The sequence below is a fragment of the Brevibacillus brevis genome (assembly GCF_900637055.1).
GTDB classification, from domain to species: domain Bacteria; phylum Bacillota; class Bacilli; order Brevibacillales; family Brevibacillaceae; genus Brevibacillus; species Brevibacillus brevis.
The window spans coordinates 5,639,783-5,658,164 of sequence record NZ_LR134338.1 but is presented as its reverse complement, the minus strand read 5'-3'; the positions used below and the strand labels follow the sequence as shown (position 1 = coordinate 5,658,164).

Genomic DNA, 18,382 nt, shown 5'->3' with positions numbered 1-18,382 from the left:
AATGCCCTACACGGGAGAAAAGGAGTGGAGCAGATGACGACCATCTTGGAAGTGGAACAGCTGAGAACCCGTTTTCACACGGACAGCGGTGTCGTCAGTGTCGTGGACGGCGTCGACTTCTTTATCCGTGCTGGTGAAACGCTTGGCGTCGTGGGCGAATCGGGCTGTGGGAAGAGTGTAACCAGCCTGTCGATCATGCGCTTGCTGCCGCCCAACGGAAGCACGGAAGGATCGATTCGCTTCAATGGGAAGAACGTGCTTGCGCTGTCGGAAAAAGAAATGCAAGGTGTACGCGGTAATGAAATCGCGATGATTTTTCAAGAGCCAATGACATCCCTCAATCCGCTTCATACCGTAGGCAAACAGATTGAGGAAGCGGTCATGCTGCATCGCAAGGTAACGAAGGCAGAGGCAAAAGAACGGACGATTGCGATGCTAAAAGCAGTCGGAATGCCTCGTGCAGAAGAGATTTACGGAGAGTTTCCGCATCAGCTGTCAGGAGGGATGCGCCAGCGTGTCATGATCGCGATGGCCATGTCCTGCGATCCGAAGCTGATTATTGCAGACGAGCCGACAACGGCACTGGATGTGACGATTCAGGCGCAAATTCTCGATTTGATGCGCGATTTAAAAGAAAAGACCGGAACTTCCATCATGCTGATTACGCATGATTTGGGGGTAGTAGCCGAGATGTGTGACCGCGTTATCGTCATGTATGCCGGGCAAGTCGTAGAGGAGACTGATGTCGATACGCTGTTTGACAGTCCGAAGCATCCGTATACGATCGGTCTGATGAACTCGATTCCTGAGCTGGACGAAGAGCGGGAATATCTGGAGACCATTCCGGGAGCAGTTCCCCTGCCGTATCAAATGCCAGTGGGCTGCCGTTTTGCCCCGCGTTGCTCGCAAGCAATTGCGATTTGTCACGAAAAGCCCCCTGAACTCTTACAACTGGACAATCAAAAATGTCGCTGCTGGCTGTACGCGAAGGAGGGAGAACAGGCATGACGACACCTCTCTTAGAAGTAAAAGGGCTGCAACAGCATTTTCCCATCAAGGGTGGCTTTTTGAAGCGGACGACGGGACATGTCAAAGCAGTCGATGGTATTGATCTGACAGTCTATCCCGGTGAAACGCTTGGCATTGTAGGGGAATCGGGCTGCGGCAAGTCTACGACGGGCCGAACGATTCTGCGCCTCTTGGAGCCGACAGCAGGAGAAGTCTGGTTTGATGGCAAAGATTTAGCGAAGCTTCCCAAAGAAGATATGCGCGTCATGCGCCGAAACCTGCAAATGATTTTTCAGGACCCATACGCTTCGCTGAATCCGCGGATGACGATCAAGCAGATTTTGATGGAGTCGCTGATGGTGCACAACATCGGGACAAAGGCAGAGCGGGAAAAAGTCATCGAAGAGATTATTCAGGTCGTTGGCTTGCGGAAAGAACATCTGAACCGCCATCCACACGATTTTTCCGGCGGACAGAGGCAGCGGATCGGAATTGCCCGCGCACTGGTCGTAAAACCAAAGCTAATCATTGCCGATGAGCCTGTATCTGCTTTGGACGTATCGATTCAATCACAGGTACTCAATTTGTTGAAGGATTTGAAAAAAGAATTCAATCTGACCCTGATGTTCATTTCGCATGATTTGTCGGTTGTGAAGCACTTGTGCGACCGGATCGCGGTGATGTATTTGGGGCGGATCGTAGAAATTGCTGACAAGCGGACGTTGTTTGAGAACCCGAGTCATCCGTATACACAGGCGCTGCTCTCGGCTGTTCCAGTAGCGAAACCACGACAAAAGCGCGAACGGATCTTGTTGACAGGCGATTTGCCGAGTCCAGCAAATCCACCGAGCGGCTGCACCTTTCATCCGCGTTGTCCATATGCGACAGAGACTTGCAAGACGCAGGTGCCCAGTCTGTCAGACATCGGGGACGGTCAACTGGTGTCCTGTCATTTGGTGAAATCGGGCGAACTTTTCCGCTAGTTAGGCAAGGACGGAGGTACAGCTATGATTTACTGGCAATTATTTCTCGCCTTTTTCCGCATCGGAATCTTCGGGTTTGGGGGAGGACCTACGATGGTTCCCCTCTTTTACACCGAATGCGTGAAAAAGTACAAATGGGTGACAGATGAGGACTTTTCCGACAATCTGGCGCTCGGCAACGCTCTTCCAGGGCCCATTGCGACCAAGCTGGCGGCATTTATCGGCTATCGGGTAAAAGGCTGGAAGGGTGCCTTGGTGGCAAACATCGCAGTAGTGATGCCAATCGTGCTTGTGATGATCGGTTTGCTACAAGTCATTTATCAATGGAAGGATGCGCCGGGTGTATACGGCATGATCCAGGCAATCGGTCCGGTAATCGCAGTCATGACAGGCGTCCTTACATGGGAATTCCTTTCAAAGGGCTGGAAGGGAGCGTCCAGCAAGGCTGGTGTGAGCCTTTCCCTCGCACTCTCACTCGTAGCGTTGCTCTTCCTAGATTGGCATCCGGGCATCGTCGTAGGGATTGCGCTGGCTGTTTCATTTACCTACTCTACCTGGTCTGTCCGCAAGCGCAAGGACAAGGACGGCAAGGAGGGAGTAGCATGATCTACCTGCAATTATTTTGGGCCTTTTTCATCTCCAACATTTTGGGGTACGGGGGAGGACCGCCGAGCATTCCTTTGATCCAAAATGAAGTGGTTGACCATTACCAGTGGATGACTGTACAGGAATTCGGAGAAGTGCTGGCGGTAGGAAATGCGCTGCCCAGCCCAATCGCGACCAAGCTCGCTGGGTACATTGGCTATCAGGTAGCGGGTATACCGGGTGCAGTAGTCGCATTATTTGCAACGGTTGCTCCGACAGCGATCGCGATGGTCTTACTGATGGGTTTTATCAATTTATTCCGCAGTGCTCCACAGGTAAAAGCGATGACTCAATCGGTACGACCAGTCGTAACTGTCTTGCTCGGAACGATGACATATCAATTCCTGATGGGCGCAGTCGAGGGAATCGGCTGGATGCAAACAGGAATTTTGACAGTGGCATCCTACCTTTTGCTCGAAACATGGAAGGTCCATCCCGCTTTTGTCATTTTGGGAGCAATGGCTTACGGGTTTGTTTTCATCGGCTAGGAAAGTTTACGTAAGCTGGTAAGAAGAAAAAGCACAGGGCTCGTAGACCTTGACAACGCCTACCCAGTCGGAACTTCAAAAAGGGGACCACGCTTGTCGAACACTTCTTCCTTGAGAAACTTCCGCCCGTAGGGTGGCTTTGGCTCGACGGTCCCCTTTTTAAAGTGGAGACGGCCAGTCAATCCCCCATGCCGGCGTGTCAGAGTCGAAGAGAACTGTGCTTTTTCTTCTCCTCCACTATGTTGACTCAAACCAAAAGGACCTTCATTGGTCTTTCTTATTGGCGAACATTGTAACTAAGGAGGCATAAATCATGGTTAATTATGACGCAATGGAATACCCATACGCATCGAAGCGTGTGACGACTTTTGCCAAGAACGGCATGGTGGCGACCTCGCAGCCACTGGCGGCACAAGCTGGTCTCGATATATTGAAAAAGGGCGGAAATGCGGTAGATGCGGCGATTGCAACGGCTGCGTGCCTGACTGTAGTAGAACCGACCTCGAACGGCATTGGGGGAGACGCATTTGCCCTCGTATGGATCAAAGACGAGCTGCATGGATTGAATGCAAGTGGGCCTGCTCCACAAGGAATCTCCATTGAGGCATTAAAAGCAAAAGGTCTGGAAGAAATGCCTACCTACGGCTGGACGCCTGTCACGGTACCAGGCGCTCCTGCTGCCTGGGCAGCCTTGTCCAAGCGTTTCGGACGTCTTCCGTTGACAGAGGTTTTGCAGCCAGCGATTGATTATGCGGAAAATGGCTATCCGGTATCGCCAACATTGGCGCATTATTGGAATGCTGCGTACAAAAAGTTTTCCCAGCAATGCAAAGGGGAAGAGTTCGCGCATTGGTTCTCCACCTTTACGCCAGATGGCAAGGTGCCAAAAGCGGGCGACATCTGGAAGTCGCCGGGTCATGCTGAGACGCTGCGTCAAATCGCGGAAACAAATGCAGAGAGCTTCTATCGCGGAGAGCTGGCAGACAAGATCGACGCGTTCTCCCGTGAGTGCGACGGCTATTTGCGCAAAGAAGACTTGGCTGCCTATGAGCCGGAATGGGTGAAGCCGGTCAGTGTCAACTACCGCGGCTATGATGTGTGGGAGATCCCGCCAAATGGGCAAGGGATGATCGGTTTGATGGCGTTGAACATTTTGAAGGGCTTTGATTTTGACGCAAAAGACACGACGGAAACGTATCACAAGCAAATCGAAGCGATGAAGCTGGCTTTTGTCGATGGATTGAAATACATCACAGAAGAGAGCAAAATGAAAGTTTCCAAGGAAGCATTGCTGTCAGAGGAATACGCTGCTACTCGCCGTGCACTGATTGGTCATGACGCCTTGACGCCAGAGCCAGGTCAGCCGAAAACGAGCGGCACAGTCTATTTGGCGACTGCTGACGGTGAGGGCAACATGGTTTCCTTTATCCAAAGCAATTACATGGGCTTTGGTTCCGGGGTCGTTGTGCCGGGGACGGGGATCGCTATGCAAAACCGCGGTCATAACTTCTCTCTGGACCCTGCTCATGACAATTGCTTGGAGCCAGGCAAAAGAACGTTTCACACCATTATCCCGGGCTTCCTGACGAAGGATGGAAAAGCTGTGGGACCATTCGGCGTAATGGGCGGCTTCATGCAGCCACAAGGCCATGTGCAGGTGGTCATGAATACCATCGACTTCCACCTCAATCCGCAAGCTTCGCTCGATGCGCCGCGCTGGCAGTGGATGGAAGGAAAAACGGTGGAGCTGGAGCGTCATTTCCCGGAGCATTTGGCACAAGCTTTGGAGCGCAGGGGCCATACGATCAAGTGGGCGCAGCTCGGCAATTACTTCGGGCGTGGTCAAATCATTTGGCGGGATGAAAATGGTGTGCTGAGCGGTGGTACGGATATGCGCGCAGACAGCAGCATTGCAGCTTGGTAATGAAAGAGGAGAATGGAAGAGGATCAAAGGAGCCGAAGCAATGCTTCGGCTTTTTGCGTTGGAACGAGAAGAGCCCCGAGCGGAGAAACAGCAAAGAAGAACAGCGAGCAACTACCGAACAGGTAAGGGTCCTCTGTTCTTTTTTAGTTTAACAAGGAATGGAGATTCTTAAGTTTTGGGTCTATTGTTCAGAAATTGTTGAGATTGACTTAGTAGAATAAAAAAAGGGGGTCTTTGTACTTATGGAAAGTAGATGACTGGTGAAAAAGAATTCTTGATTTATATGGATATTAGGGATATTTTACTATATAACAATAGGTCGTAAGCCGCCTATCATAGACAGGAGATATCGTTTTCGAAATGAAAAGCATTATGATCGTTGATGATACAGCGTTTACTAGACTCGTGCTTCGCAATATTTTTGAGTCGTTAGGCATTCATGTAGTTGCCGAGGCTGGTTCAGGAGAAGAGGCTGTCAGAAATTACAGTTTGTATAAACCATCCCTCGTCATGATGGATATCACCATGCCAGGAATGAACGGATTGACTGCCTCCCGTAAAATCATGGATTTGGACAAGGATGCCAAGATCATTATTTGTTCAGCAGTTTCACGCCGCGATACCGTCATGAAAGCGATTCAGGCAGGAGCGCGTGACTTTATTGCCAAGCCACTACAGTTCGAGCGAATTGAATGGGCAGTCCGACATGTGTTGGGTACAGAGTAAGGAAACGGAAAACTGGGGTGTTAGTATGAAGGTTTTGGTCACGGGTGGCTATGGGTTTATCGGTTCTTTTGTAGCAGAGAGATTTTTCAAAGAGGGCTACAAAGTATTTATCCTCGACAATCTCAGTTCAGGCAAGCAGCGAAACGTTTCAATTCCGCACAAGGCATACACCCTGGATGTAGCGGATAAAAAATGTGATGAAGTATTTAAAAGCAACAAGTTCGATGTTGTCGTACATTTAGCAGCCCAAGTGAGTGTGGCTGCATCTATGGAAGACCCCCTGCTGGATTCGAATACGAACATTCTTGGACTCGTGAATATGTTGAAGCTATCTAGCAAATATGGCGTGTCCAAATTTATTTTTGCGTCATCCGCTGCCGTCTACGGCATGAATGAAAATACTCCGTTACTCGAAGATTCAGCGTGTGAACCGGTATCTGTTTATGGAATAAACAAGCACATCGGCGAACTGTATTGCCGCAAATGGATGGAAATGTACGGCTTGCGAACGGTTGCCTTTCGCTTGGCGAATGTGTATGGTCCCAGACAAAGTGCAGTAGGGGAAGGCGGCGTCATCTCTACTTTTTTAACCCAGATCAACCATGGAAAAGAAATTGTTTTACACGGGGATGGCAGCCAAACGAGAGATTTTATTTATGTAGAGGATGTAGCTGACGCCATTTTCCGTTCCGTTACCACGGATGATACCGGTGTGATGAATTTGTCTACCAATCAGGAAAGCAGTATTAATGAGCTCATTGACATTCTCGGGGCGAACCAGCAGCTCCCGGGAATAGTGCGAAGGGAAAAACGCCCAGGAGACGTAGATAAGTCGGCTTTGGACAATGCGCGGGCAAAGAGAAGGCTAGATTGGATCCCGATGTATTCATTGGCGGAGGGGCTGGAAAAAACGGCGCAGTGGTATCAAGCGACCAACGCAGAGAAAGAACAAGAGCAGGAGAGCGAAGCGAAGAAAACGATCAATTGGCTCCGTTCATGGGATGCAAGGCCGTACATCGAGAACATTCTTGCTTTTCTTGTGGTGATTTTCGCCACAGTTGGAACGGTTAACAGCGGTATCTTTGATCTCAAGCTGATTTACATTGTGTTGATTGGCGCTATTTACGGAACAAAGCAATCCCTCTTGTCTGTCATCCTGGCCTGTGGACTTTTCATCGGAGAAAGCCTGCATAACGGGCGCGATGTCGTATCGCTCTTATATGACGCCAATGTTCTGTTTCATATCGCTGTCTATTTTATTATCGGGATCGCTGTCGGTTATTCCATCGACAAACGAAACAGGGACGTACTCTCGAAGGAGCTGCAAAGGCAAGCCCTTGAAGAAAAGTATGACTTTTTAAAGGACATTTACAATGATGTACTGTTGGTCAAGCAAGAATTGCAGCAGCAGATCGTGAATTCGGAAGACAGCTTCGGAAAAATCTACAACATCACCAAGGAGTTGGACAGTCTCGAGCCTGAACGCGTTTTGCAGAAATCGGTCAAGGTGCTCGAAAGAATCATGAAGTCCGATGAGATCGCGATTTATACGATGAATCAAAATGGCTCCTTCTTGCGATTGATGGCCAAATCGAATAAAGCGGGCTTTGATCTGCCACGCTCGTTGAAAATGAGTGAGCATGCTTACCTCACTGAATTAATGACAACGAAGAAGATCATCGTGAATAAAGAGCTTCGTCACGACATGCCCCTTATAGCAGCGCCTATTTTTGACAAGGGCAAAATGCTTGCGGTGGTTACATTGCAGCAGCTCGGTTTTGAAAATTTTACGATGTACACCCAAAACCTTTTCCAAGTCGCCGTTCAATTGATCTCATCCGCTTTGTCCCGTTCTCTTCGATACTTAAACTCCACACAAAAGGACCGTTACCTAGAAGATACCTCTATCCTTATTCCCGCTTTTTTTTCAGCAATGTTGAAGAACAAAAGGGACGCCAAGCAACAGTTGAATAGTGACTTTACCCTGTTGGCAGTAGATTCTGCGCAAATGGATTATCATACGCTCTCCACTCTTGTCGCGGGCTCCCTGCGTGAAGCAGATTATATGGGGATGGACGAAGCTGGAGAGGTGTATATCATCCTCTCCAATTCAAACGAGGATGAAGCCAATATCGTCATTGATCGGCTAGGTAGACTTGGTATTTCAGCCAGAATTACGCATGAAAAGGACCAGGAGCGCTTCTCACTGAAGGATGGCGCCTATGCTTAAGCTGGTCATCCTCTATCTAGTGGTTTCTGTTGGCTACAGTTTGTTGCGAAGCCGTGGCAACAACAAGCAAGTGCTTATCATGCGCCTGCTTGTAACCGGCTTCCTTCCTATTTTGGGTCTTTTGTTATTGGTGATGACAGATGTATATAAACGAACATCGAAAAAGCATGTGAATGAACTGATGCTTGAGAGCGATTTGCTGAAACTGGCAGAGGGATCGAATATTTTCCGAAGAGCGGACATGGAGAAGGAAATGAACGTCGTTCCGGTTGAGGACATTCTGTTTTTGAACGACACTAGCACGCGCCGAAAGATGCTAATCGATGTCTTGAAAGAACAGACCATTTGGCAGATTGGCACTTTGGAGACAGCCTTGCAAAACGAGGATTCGGAAACGGTTCACTACGCGGCAGCCGCATTAACGGAAATGCGACGCAACCTTCAGCTTCAGTTGCAGGATTTATCGGTGAAATACGAGGAAAACAAGCAGGATCTTGAGGTTTTACGCGCCTACGCAGACGTATTGAAGAAGTACCTGGACAGTTCACTCATTGATCAACGCACCTTTGTGAAATTCAGCTACACGTATTCTTTTGTTCTGGAGTCATTATTGGACATTTATCAAGAAGAAGAAAGCTATTTTGTGGACAAGATCAATTGCGAGCTGGTGAACCAGTCCTATGAAAAAGCCGCACAGTACTGCCAATTGTTTTATGAGCATCATCCAGAAAGCGAACAGCCATACGTCATGTCGTTAAAGCGCTTCTTTACGCTCAGAGACCACGCAGGATTTGTGGCAGAAATGAATCGGTTAAAAAGCTCTTCAGTCAAAATCTCCCACGCTACGCTGATGATGATCCGCTACTGGAACTCCCTGGAAGATGATGAGCAAGACAGCACTTGGAAGGAAGTCGCTGTTGCACAGGAAACAGAGACGATTTCGAAAGAGATGAGCGATACAAAATGAGAATGAAAAGGAACAGGAGAAGGAAAAGAGACAAGGAAAAGGACAGAGAATGGAGCATGTCTAAGTCCAACGATATTCCCGTGAAAAAAAACATCTACATCATTCTGATCTTTGTGGCGATTCTGGGGATCACCATAGAAGCTACCCGATCCCAGTTCATCCTTCAGGTGAGCAGTAATAAATCGGGCGGCTCGGGAATGCATACTGACGAGCCGAAGCAAAACGCGATCAGCCAGGAGGAAATCGCCAAGCTCGCAAGGGAGAGATTCCTCATTCTACATGATTCCAAGGATGAGGGCAGCATGGCAATCGCGAGGAATGTGGAGCAAGTACTGCGGTATATGAAAAAGGAGTATGATCTCGCAGACGTTAAGCAGTTCTCCAAGCCCGATCCCCAATACATGACGGTCATTGTCACCATAGAAAATCTGGAAATGCTAGCCAATCTGGATACGATGATGCAATATGTGCACAATGGGGGAAATGTGTTCTTTTCACGTACGCCTGAATACAATGACAGCTTGTATCGCATATACCGAAAACTAGGGATCAATTCCATCAATCTCCCTATCGTGACAAACGGCATTCAGATGACATCCAATCTCTTAATCCAAGGAGAAGATGCAAAAATCGGGGCAGAGTCCATTGTTAATTCCTCGATTCCCGTAGAGCTGGATAGGGATGCGAAGGTTCACGCTGTTTCCGCCGAGAATATGCCACTGCTATGGGAGACCCGGTATGGACAGGGAAAGTTCATGGTCTATAACGGGACGAATATGCAATCTGCAATGAACAGAGGACTGATTGCTGGTGGCATCAGTTTGCTGAATCAAGATTTCATGTACCCCATTTTCAATATGAAAATCACGTATATTGACGATTTTCCCGCTCCCTTTCGCCAGGGAATCGAGCCGAGTATTTACCGCGAGTACCGCAAAGATATTCCCAGCTTCTTCCGGGATGTGTGGTGGCCCGACATGATCAAGCTTGCTGCCGATTACGATGTGACCTACACGGGAGCTATTATCAAAACCTACAATAACCGAGTTGTCTCCCCCTTCACAGATGAGGAAGGAACGGATTCGAACAATCTGATTACGTACGGTAGGGATTTGTTGAAGTTGGGTGGCGAATTGGGCATCCACGGATACAATCATCAATCGCTGGTTACCGATCAAGCGACGGCAAGCCATTACGAGTATAAGGCTTGGCCTGATGAAGCAAGCATGGCTGAGTCACTTGCATACCTGGACGATTATATCAAGAAGGTCTTCTCTTCATATGACATACAGGTGTATGTTCCGCCTTCCAACGTGTTGGGACAGGAGGGACGTCGAGCGCTGAAAAAGTCCTTCCCTGATCTGAGAGTCATTGCCTCCTTGTATGCAGAATCAGACAGCACGCACGAATACATTCAGGAGTTTTCCGTGGCCGAAGATGGCATGGTAGAGCTGCCGCGAATTACCTCAGGATACAGTCGTACAGACATTCATGATTGGTACGTAGCGAATGCGATCACATCCATCGGTGTTTTTTCTCATTTTGTTCATCCAGACGATGTGTTGGACAAGGAGCGAAGCAATAACAAGTCGTGGCCGGAATTGGTAAAAGACTTTCAGCTCATGCTGGAAGAGCTTTACCAGCAGTATCCATGGCTGCGCAGCCAGACTGCTTCCGAAGCTGCAACAAGCCTTGAGAGCTATTTGAAGACGGATGTGTATATCGCGCATACGGATAAAAAAATGACAGGCTACATGAACGATTTCTCCGGCGAAATGTATTTCATCTTGCGGACAAACAAAAAAATGACGAACTTGGTAAATTGCACGGTAGAAAAAATAGAGGAAGGCACCTATCTCGTACATGCAACGGGTGCGAAATTTGAAATAGGACTGGAAGAGTAAGCCATGAAAATTTGTCTGATTGCCGAAGGATCTTACCCTTATATTACGGGGGGGGTCTCTAGCTGGATTCATTCCTTAATCGCTAGCATGCCAGAGCATGAGTTTATCATTTATGCGATTGGTGCAGAAGAGAAAAACAGGGGGAAATATGTCTACCAGCTCCCCGCGAATGTGGTGGAAATCAAAGAGGTATTTCTGGATGCCTATCTCAAAGAAGAGGCCGCACCGGGCAAGCGTCTGGGTCTGACTGAGGATGAGCAGCGTGCGTTGCTTTCGTTGCTCGATGGCACCAAGGGCGACTGGCCTGCTCTTTTTTCCGTGTTGTCGGGGAGTAAGGTGCCATCTGTTGCCGAGTTGCTTACAAGCAAGGACTTTTTCGAGGTAATCCAGCGGCTTTGCGAGCAAAAATACCCGCAAATTCCTTTTACCGAAATGATCTGGATGATTCGCTCCATGGTGCTGCCGTTATGTCTGGTCATTCAGAACGGCATGCCGCAAGCAGATTTGTATCACAGTGTTTGTACGGGATATGGCGGTGTAGCAGGGAGTCTCGGAAAGTATCTGCATGCAAAGCCGTTTTTGCTGACGGAACATGGAATCTATACCCGCGAGCGGGAAGAAGAAATTATCAAGGCAAACTGGATCAAGGGTCACTTTAAAGATATTTGGATCGATTATTTTCATAATCTTTCTGCGTGTGCCTACTCCTACGCGGATGAGGTAGTCACGTTGTTTGAGCGAAACAAGGAAATCCAGATCGAGCTAGGCTGTGATCCTTCCAAAGTATCCGTGATCCCAAACGGTGTGAAAGTGAGCGACTATGCAGACATCGTGGAGGAACAAAATAACGACGCAATAACAATTGGCGCTGTCGTCCGCGTGGTACCCATCAAGGATATTAAAACAATGCTGCAAAGCTTCGGACTCGTCAAAGAACAAGTGCCACACGCACGCTTTGTCATTATGGGCCCGACGGATGAAGACGAGGAGTACTACACAGAATGCCTGCAATTGGTCGACAGCCTACAGCTTGAGGATGTTACGTTTACGGGTGCGGTCAATGTGAAAGAGTATCTCGGAAAAATGGACATGCTTGTTTTGACCAGCATCAGTGAAGGCCAACCACTCGTCATTTTGGAAGGAATGGCATGCAGAAAGCCCTTTGTCACAACGGACGTGGGAAGCTGTCGGGAATTATTGTACGGCAATGGTGACAACTATGGCAACGCAGGGATAACGGTACCCGTCATGCATTTTACCCAAATTGCCCAAGCGATGATTACGTTGTGTCAAAACGAGCCATTGAGACGGCGTATGGGCAGAAGCGGTTTCCAGAGAGTGTCGGCTATTTACACACATGAAAACTTCTTGGCGGGATATCGCAATATGTATCGGAAATACGGGGTGTAAGAAACATGGCGGGCATTGGCTTTGAACTGAAGAAAATGTTTCGGAATAAAGGGTATTTGTCCAGTGTGAAGGCGTATGCATTTTCTTCGTTGGTCACAGTCGGACCGATGCTGATTTGTATGGTAATGATTACGGTGCTACAGCAAATCCTTCTTCAATTGAATGTCAGCTATTTGGAGCGAATGTCATTTCTAGCTGCAGTCGTTTATGCATTTGTGTTTTCGCTGTTGATTACCTGCGGCTTTTCCATGGTCATTTCTCGGTATATTGCGGACAAAATTTACTTGCGTGAGTACAACGACATTATTTCTTCCTTGTATGGAGTTATCGCTGTTTGCCTGGGCTTGGGGGGAATTCTCGGCGTTGCTTTTTACTGGCTCGCTCCTTTGTCGTCTGGCTTTAAGCTCGTAGCCTACCTTCTTTTTGTGGAACTGATCGTCGTATGGCTGCAATCTGCTTACTTGTCTGCATTAAAGGATTACATGCGCATCATTCGCGGGTATTTGGCGGCTGTTGCCGTTACGCTTCTGGCTGCGTTTCTGCTGTTGAATCTGACTGAAGCGGAAATAGGAATCGCGATGCTGATTTCTTTGGATCTTGGCTTCTTTACGATGATCGTTCTGTCCATGATTCATCTGGAGAGCTATTTCCCCAAACGGGAGAGGAACTACTTTGATTTCCTAAAGTACGTGAAAAAATACCCAAGTCTGCTAGGTGTGGGTCTTTTTTGCTCTCTCGGCTTCTATGTGCACCATTTTATTTACTGGCTGGGAAGTCCGCTGCAGGAGGTCGTTGCGGATACTTACGTGATTGCGCCTTTTTATGACGTGCCTGCGTTCTACGCCTCCTTGAGCATATTGCCTACGATGGTCATGTTTGTTGTATCTGTGGAGACAGCTTTTTACGAGAAGTATCGAGCGTATTACGGAACAATATTGGGCACAGGCTCGGTCCAGGATATCAAGCGGGCAAAAACAGACATGGTCCAAACATTGATGCAGGAGCTCAGCTTCATGATGGAAGTGCAGCTGTTCTTTTCCTTCGTCGCACTGGCTCTGGGAATTACGCTGCTCCCGCACATCGGTTTTACGTCCGATCAGATTGAGCGGTATAACATTCTGGTCATCGCGGGATACTTGTACGCTGTTATGTTTGTAATCGTGCTGATGCTGCTCTATTTTGACGATCGGAAGGGAGCGCTTGCGGTGACAACCTTATTTCTCGTCAGTACGGTTCTCATCACCATAGCGATGCTGCCTCTTCAGAACTACGGCTTTTCATTTTTTATTGCTTCGTTTCTTGCACTGGTAGCCGGTCTCAGCAGGCTAATTTATTACTTGAAAAATATCGATTATTACACCTACTGTCTACAGCCACTCTTTGTCAAAGGAAAGCGAATGGAATAGGTGGGTATGTATGGATTGGGGAGGACTTGGGTTGAAGAAAAAACGATTCATGCTGAGCCTGCTCGCAGCATTGGGAGTTGTCACGGCTGGTTGTACACAGGATGCGTCAGAACAGCCAGTGTCAGACAACCCGCCAGCAACGAGTCAGGTGGCGCCAACTCAGCAGATGAACGAGGGTCTGATTGAGAATAGAAGCGTATACGATCAGGATGTTGATGGGAGCGTCGTCCATTTATATGTGACGGTAGTCAACGAAGAAAATTCGAAACTGGAGACGACCACCTTTACGCAACTCAATTTAGCTCCTAGCGGACGAAATGAAAAGGGAGAAGATCTCCAGGCCAAAGTCATTATGCAGGAAGGAACGGCGGAGGGGCCAGCTCAGGGGTACTTTGGTTTTGGCGATACGAGAGCGAACGGAACGATTGAGCTGCGGGGGGAATCGAGCCGAAGAGCGGAACAAAAATCGTACAAAATCCGTTTGTTCGACAGCGCTGGATACTGGCGGGATCAACGCAACATCAACTTAAGCAAGCACAAGTCTGACATGACGCGTGTTCGACAAAAGCTTAGCTTTGATTATTTCGAGCAGATGCCGAATATGACCAGTTTGCGGACGCAGTTCGTTCAAGTGAAAATCAAGGATTTGACCAAAAAAAATCCGGACCGGGACTTTGTTGATTACGGTTTGTTCACTCAAATTGAACAGCCGAACAAAACATTTTTGCAGGCGCATGGATTGGACCGGAACGGAAATTTGTACAAGGCAATTGATTTCGAGTTCCACCGCTACGAGGATCAAATCAAGCTGGCAACCGATCCTACCTACGACAAGAAAGCATTTGAGAAAATTTTGGAGATCAAAGGCAGCGAGAACCATGAAAAGCTCATTGCCATGCTGGAGGATCTCCACAATCCTGCGATCAATGCGCAAGACTTTTTGGACAAGCATTTTGATCGGGAGAACTATTATACCTGGCTGGCATCCAACCTGTTGATGGGGAATCACGACACCGCTGTTCACAATTTTTACTTATACAGCCCGAGCAACTCGAACAAGTGGTATTTCCTCCCGTGGGACTATGACTCATCGTGGGGATTTTTTGAAGAAGAGCTCAAGCGCAGTCCGGAAAAAGGACTCGGTCCATGGCAGTTTGGCCTCTCCAACTACTGGGTGTCGAACCTGCACCGCCGCATCTTCAAAGACCCGGAAAACATCAAGGCGCTAAACGAAAAGGTTGAGGAAGTCAGTAAGATCATTACGAAGGAGCAAACGGAAAAATACTTGAAGAGCTATTATCCGATTGTGAGCAAATACGTGCTGCAACAACCTGATTTATATAATTTGCCGTTGGATGTCTCCTATTTTCACAAGGAGCAAGCACTTCTCTCTGGTGAACCGGAGCGTAACAAAAAGAGATACTATGAACGCCAAGAGAATCCGATGCCCTTTTTTATGGGGGAGCCAAGAAAAGAAGGGGACAAGCTCGTCTTTAGTTGGGACCATTCCTATGACCTGCAAGGAGATGATCTGACCTACGACTTTGCCGTCAGCTACGATCCTGCTTTTACGAAGATACATGCGCAGGCGAAGGGGCTGACAGGGGTTGAATACGCGATAAAAGATCCGGGAAAAGGCCGCTTTTTTTGGCGCGTGATTGTAAGGGACAGCAAAGGGAATACACAGACGGCATTTGACAGGGTCGAGCCGGAGGATGCGATTTATCATGGGGTGAAGGAGTTCGTATTGAAATGAAAGGAATACAGAGCACGGGCATCCAACTCGGCAACAAGCGATTGCGGCATGAGTTGAAGTATTATCTTCGGCTGAGTCATTACGAGCCGCTGCGGCAGAAATTGCGGTTAATCGCAACTCCTGACCCCTATTCTGTGAGTGAGGAAGGATATCATATCCGCAGCTTGTATTTTGATGACTATCACGACACGGCCCTCTATGAAAAAAACTACGGGGTTTTTCAAAGAAAGAAGTACCGCATCCGTATCTACAACAAAAGTGATGCGGTCATCAAGATGGAGCGGAAGAGCAAGTTTGGCGGGTACATTTGCAAAGAATCAGCGTCGATCACGCGAGAGGAGTATGAACTGATTTTGGCAGGCGATGTTGAGTTTTTGCAAGAGACGGAAAGTGCTGTGCTGCGGGATTTTTACTTGTCGTGCAAAAACCATCTGTTTCGGCCGCGCGTTATTACGGATTACGTTCGAGAGGCGTATTTGATGAGAGAAGGGAATGTCAGGATTACGTTTGACAAGTACTTGAAGGCAAACGTCAATTCCCTTGATATATTTGACGAGCACATCATGATGGTGAGAGCCATTCATCAGCCCATGATGATCATGGAAGTGAAATACGATCACTTCCTGCCATTCAATATTAGACATTTGCTACAAAACCTGAGTAATCAGCGATCGGCTATCTCCAAATACGTCATTTGCAGAGAGGAGACCAAAAAGTACTATAATCTTTAGGGTGAGGAGAAGTCGGGAAACTATGGATACTACCAATACCATTAATTTTCAAGATATCATCAAAAAAAGTGTCTTAAAAATGGACCAATTCGCCAGCATCTCGATCATCGATACCATCATCGGTCTTGTGCTGTCGGGATTGCTTGGTTTGTTCATCTACTATATTTACAAGAAAACGTTTCGTGGCGTCGTTTATACACACACCTTTAACATCACGCTGGTGGCGATGGCGATGCTTACTTGCCTGATTATCATGACGATTAGCACGAATATCGTGCTCTCACTCGGGATGGTCGGCGCGTTGAGCATTGTGCGGTTCCGTACCGCTATCAAAGACCCGTTGGATATCGTCTTCATGTTTTGGTCGATCTCGGTAGGTATTGCGACTGGGGCGGGTGTGTACCCTGTCTCCGTCCTGGGATCACTGGTGGTAGCTGCTGTCATCGTCGTATTATCCAAGCGGCAAATGAAAGATGTTGCTTATCTGCTCATTATTAACTATCACGATCAAGCCAACGACGGGGTCAAATACCAGTTGAACAAGCTAAAATACACCCTGAAGTCAAAGACAGTCAACAAAGAGATCGTTGAATTGATTGTGGAAGTAAAAATCAAAGGAGATAATACGGCATTTGTTCAAGATATCTCAGAGGTAGAAGGTGTGAAAAACGTATCATTGGTAAGCTACGATGGCGATTATGCACCATAAATGATTCTGCAAAAAAATCCCTATCTGACGACTCCTTAACAGGCTGTCAGGAAGGGATTTTTCTTTGATTTTATTAATCTCGTACTTGAACCTTGCCTAGTGTGTATCTTCCGTCCGCTCTTTTTCCTTCCATGGCAAGTTGAATGCCAGGCTCTTCCGTATGGGGATCGAGGATCGCTACACAGAGTGTGTATGTTCCTTCTGGAAGATCATCCGGGATTTCCAAGCTTTGCTTGACGGTTTTCTTGCCAGGAAGCCATTTGCGGATGTCTTCATCCGTTTTTGTCTTGGTTACGATCTCGCCATCTTCATCCGCGAGTGACAGTTCGAGAATCCACGGGAAATAAAAAGGAGCAACACCGCGGTTTTGCCAATCCATCGTCACAGCGAGGCTGTCTCCGGGCTCGACTGCTTTGGCATGTGTCTCTTTGGTGATGGAGAAGCGGTAGCCAATCGTGTTTAAAAAGCGATCCAAATATTCTTGTTGCTCGCCGTCTTTTTCGAATCGTGCGGGTGTATTCGGGCCAAGCCAGCTAATATGCGAAGCTTTGGCTTGTGAGATTACCTGGTTAATTGAGGAGCGATCAAAGTAGCTGCTTAACGAGTCGGATGGGGAGAACTCTCCACCGCTTGGTGCGTACTTCCAAAAGTCAGGCATGGCAGGCATTTTCTCTTTGGTAAGCCAGGATACATAGCCCTTCTGTATCCATGACAGGTAACTGTCTGTATCTTCTTTGTTGCCGAACATGTCGTTAAACAGGCCAAGCTTATATTGTTTGGAGATAGGGTGTGGTCTGCGCATCAGCAGCATCGGATCAGCGAAGTTGTCCAAGTAAGGTTGTACGTACTGATCGGCAATTTCCGATGCAGGGAAAGGGATAGACGTATCGGTGTGCCATTCTCCCCAGTGACCGAGGCTTCCGAGTTCAATGAAAGCGATACGTGGGTCATCCTTGTAGCGCTCCCCCAATGCGTCTATTAACTGTTTGTGATACTTGATGATAAGCGGATTGCTATAGTTTGGGCTGTAGCCTTTGCCATAGTCGTTTCGATACCACTCACCATCATCAAACCCATCATCGTCCCCGCCGATTTCGTTATAGAGCCAATCGGGTATCTCCATGTCCGATTTCTTATCTGGGAGGTCCATGATGATACGGAGGATGAACTTGACATCTTTTTCTGTCCACTCTTCGAAACGAATCGCTTCCTCGACTTCATCAAATGCATAGTCGCCTTTTGTTGGCTCGAGCATTCTCCACGTAATATTGGCATAGACGAGAGTGTGGTTCTGGTCATTATTACTCACCCGTGAATCTGGCGCCAGCCCCATATACGGGTTATGCAACACATCTTGGATTTGCTTCGGTGAATAGGTAGCCGTTCCATAACTGGATGCAGCGGCAGAGGAAGGGAGAATGCAAAAAGCAGCGAGAAGTACACTGTATAAGCCGCAAATTCTGATCTTCATGAGTACCCCCTAGATAAAGTGAGA

Annotated in this window: 15 protein-coding genes; 14 read left to right on the top strand and 1 reads right to left on the bottom strand. The window is 47.9% G+C overall.

What is annotated here, in order from left to right; genetic code table 11:
- Positions 1–33 precede the first annotated feature (33 nt).
- From EL268_RS27360 to EL268_RS27290, 14 genes are all read left to right on the top strand, one after another.
- Positions 34–1,008 carry an ABC transporter ATP-binding protein gene (locus EL268_RS27360; protein WP_106652429.1) on the top strand — a complete coding sequence of 325 codons (975 nt, stop codon included), beginning with the start codon at positions 34–36 and terminating at the stop codon, positions 1,006–1,008.
- Positions 1,005–1,991, top strand: a complete 987-nt coding sequence (locus tag EL268_RS27355; RefSeq protein WP_106652430.1) for an ABC transporter ATP-binding protein — start codon at positions 1,005–1,007, stop codon at positions 1,989–1,991. The genes EL268_RS27360 and EL268_RS27355 overlap by 4 nt, the downstream gene beginning before the upstream one ends.
- A gap of 24 nt (positions 1,992–2,015) precedes the next feature.
- Positions 2,016–2,597, top strand: a complete 582-nt coding sequence (locus EL268_RS27350) for a chromate transporter (protein WP_106652431.1) — start codon at positions 2,016–2,018, stop codon at positions 2,595–2,597.
- Positions 2,594–3,124, top strand: a complete 531-nt coding sequence (locus tag EL268_RS27345) for a chromate transporter (RefSeq protein WP_106652432.1) — start codon at positions 2,594–2,596, stop codon at positions 3,122–3,124. Before EL268_RS27350 ends, EL268_RS27345 begins: the two co-directional genes overlap by 4 nt.
- Before the next feature lie 313 nt (positions 3,125–3,437).
- Complete coding sequence (ggt, locus tag EL268_RS27335; RefSeq protein ID WP_106652434.1) at positions 3,438–5,048, top strand: gamma-glutamyltransferase; 1,611 nt, start codon at positions 3,438–3,440, stop codon at positions 5,046–5,048.
- 360 nt (positions 5,049–5,408) lie between these two features.
- Positions 5,409–5,774, top strand: a complete 366-nt coding sequence (locus tag EL268_RS27330; protein WP_106652435.1) for a response regulator — start codon at positions 5,409–5,411, stop codon at positions 5,772–5,774.
- Between the two features lie 25 nt (positions 5,775–5,799).
- A complete protein-coding gene (locus EL268_RS27325) occupies positions 5,800–8,004 on the top strand; it encodes an NAD-dependent epimerase/dehydratase family protein (protein ID WP_106652436.1) in 2,205 nt (734 codons plus the stop codon).
- A complete protein-coding gene (locus tag EL268_RS27320; protein ID WP_106652437.1) occupies positions 7,997–8,971 on the top strand; it encodes a hypothetical protein in 975 nt (324 codons plus the stop codon). The genes EL268_RS27325 and EL268_RS27320 overlap by 8 nt, the downstream gene beginning before the upstream one ends.
- A gap of 56 nt (positions 8,972–9,027) precedes the next feature.
- The gene (locus EL268_RS27315; RefSeq protein WP_232030114.1) at positions 9,028–10,875 is read left to right on the top strand and encodes a DUF2194 domain-containing protein; all 1,848 of its coding nucleotides are present in this window, start codon (positions 9,028–9,030) and stop codon (positions 10,873–10,875) included.
- A 3-nt stretch (positions 10,876–10,878) separates the two neighbouring features.
- A complete protein-coding gene (gene pelF, locus EL268_RS27310; RefSeq protein ID WP_106652438.1) occupies positions 10,879–12,285 on the top strand; it encodes a GT4 family glycosyltransferase PelF in 1,407 nt (468 codons plus the stop codon).
- 5 nt (positions 12,286–12,290) lie between these two features.
- Entirely contained in the window at positions 12,291–13,691 is a 1,401-nt protein-coding gene (gene pelG / locus EL268_RS27305) for an exopolysaccharide Pel transporter PelG (protein WP_106652439.1), read from the top strand.
- Between the two features lie 31 nt (positions 13,692–13,722).
- The gene (locus EL268_RS27300; RefSeq protein WP_106652559.1) at positions 13,723–15,447 is read left to right on the top strand and encodes a CotH kinase family protein; all 1,725 of its coding nucleotides are present in this window, start codon (positions 13,723–13,725) and stop codon (positions 15,445–15,447) included.
- The gene (locus EL268_RS27295; protein ID WP_106652440.1) at positions 15,444–16,178 is read left to right on the top strand and encodes a polyphosphate polymerase domain-containing protein; all 735 of its coding nucleotides are present in this window, start codon (positions 15,444–15,446) and stop codon (positions 16,176–16,178) included. The genes EL268_RS27300 and EL268_RS27295 overlap by 4 nt, the downstream gene beginning before the upstream one ends.
- 22 nt (positions 16,179–16,200) lie before the next feature.
- Positions 16,201–16,887, top strand: a complete 687-nt coding sequence (locus EL268_RS27290; RefSeq protein WP_106652441.1) for a DUF4956 domain-containing protein — start codon at positions 16,201–16,203, stop codon at positions 16,885–16,887.
- Positions 16,888–16,960: 73 nt separating this feature from the next.
- On the opposite strand, the gene EL268_RS27285 is transcribed toward EL268_RS27290, so the two are convergent.
- Complete coding sequence (locus EL268_RS27285; protein ID WP_106652442.1) at positions 16,961–18,358, bottom strand: DUF4832 domain-containing protein; 1,398 nt, start codon at positions 18,356–18,358, stop codon at positions 16,961–16,963.
- Positions 18,359–18,382 lie beyond the last annotated feature (24 nt).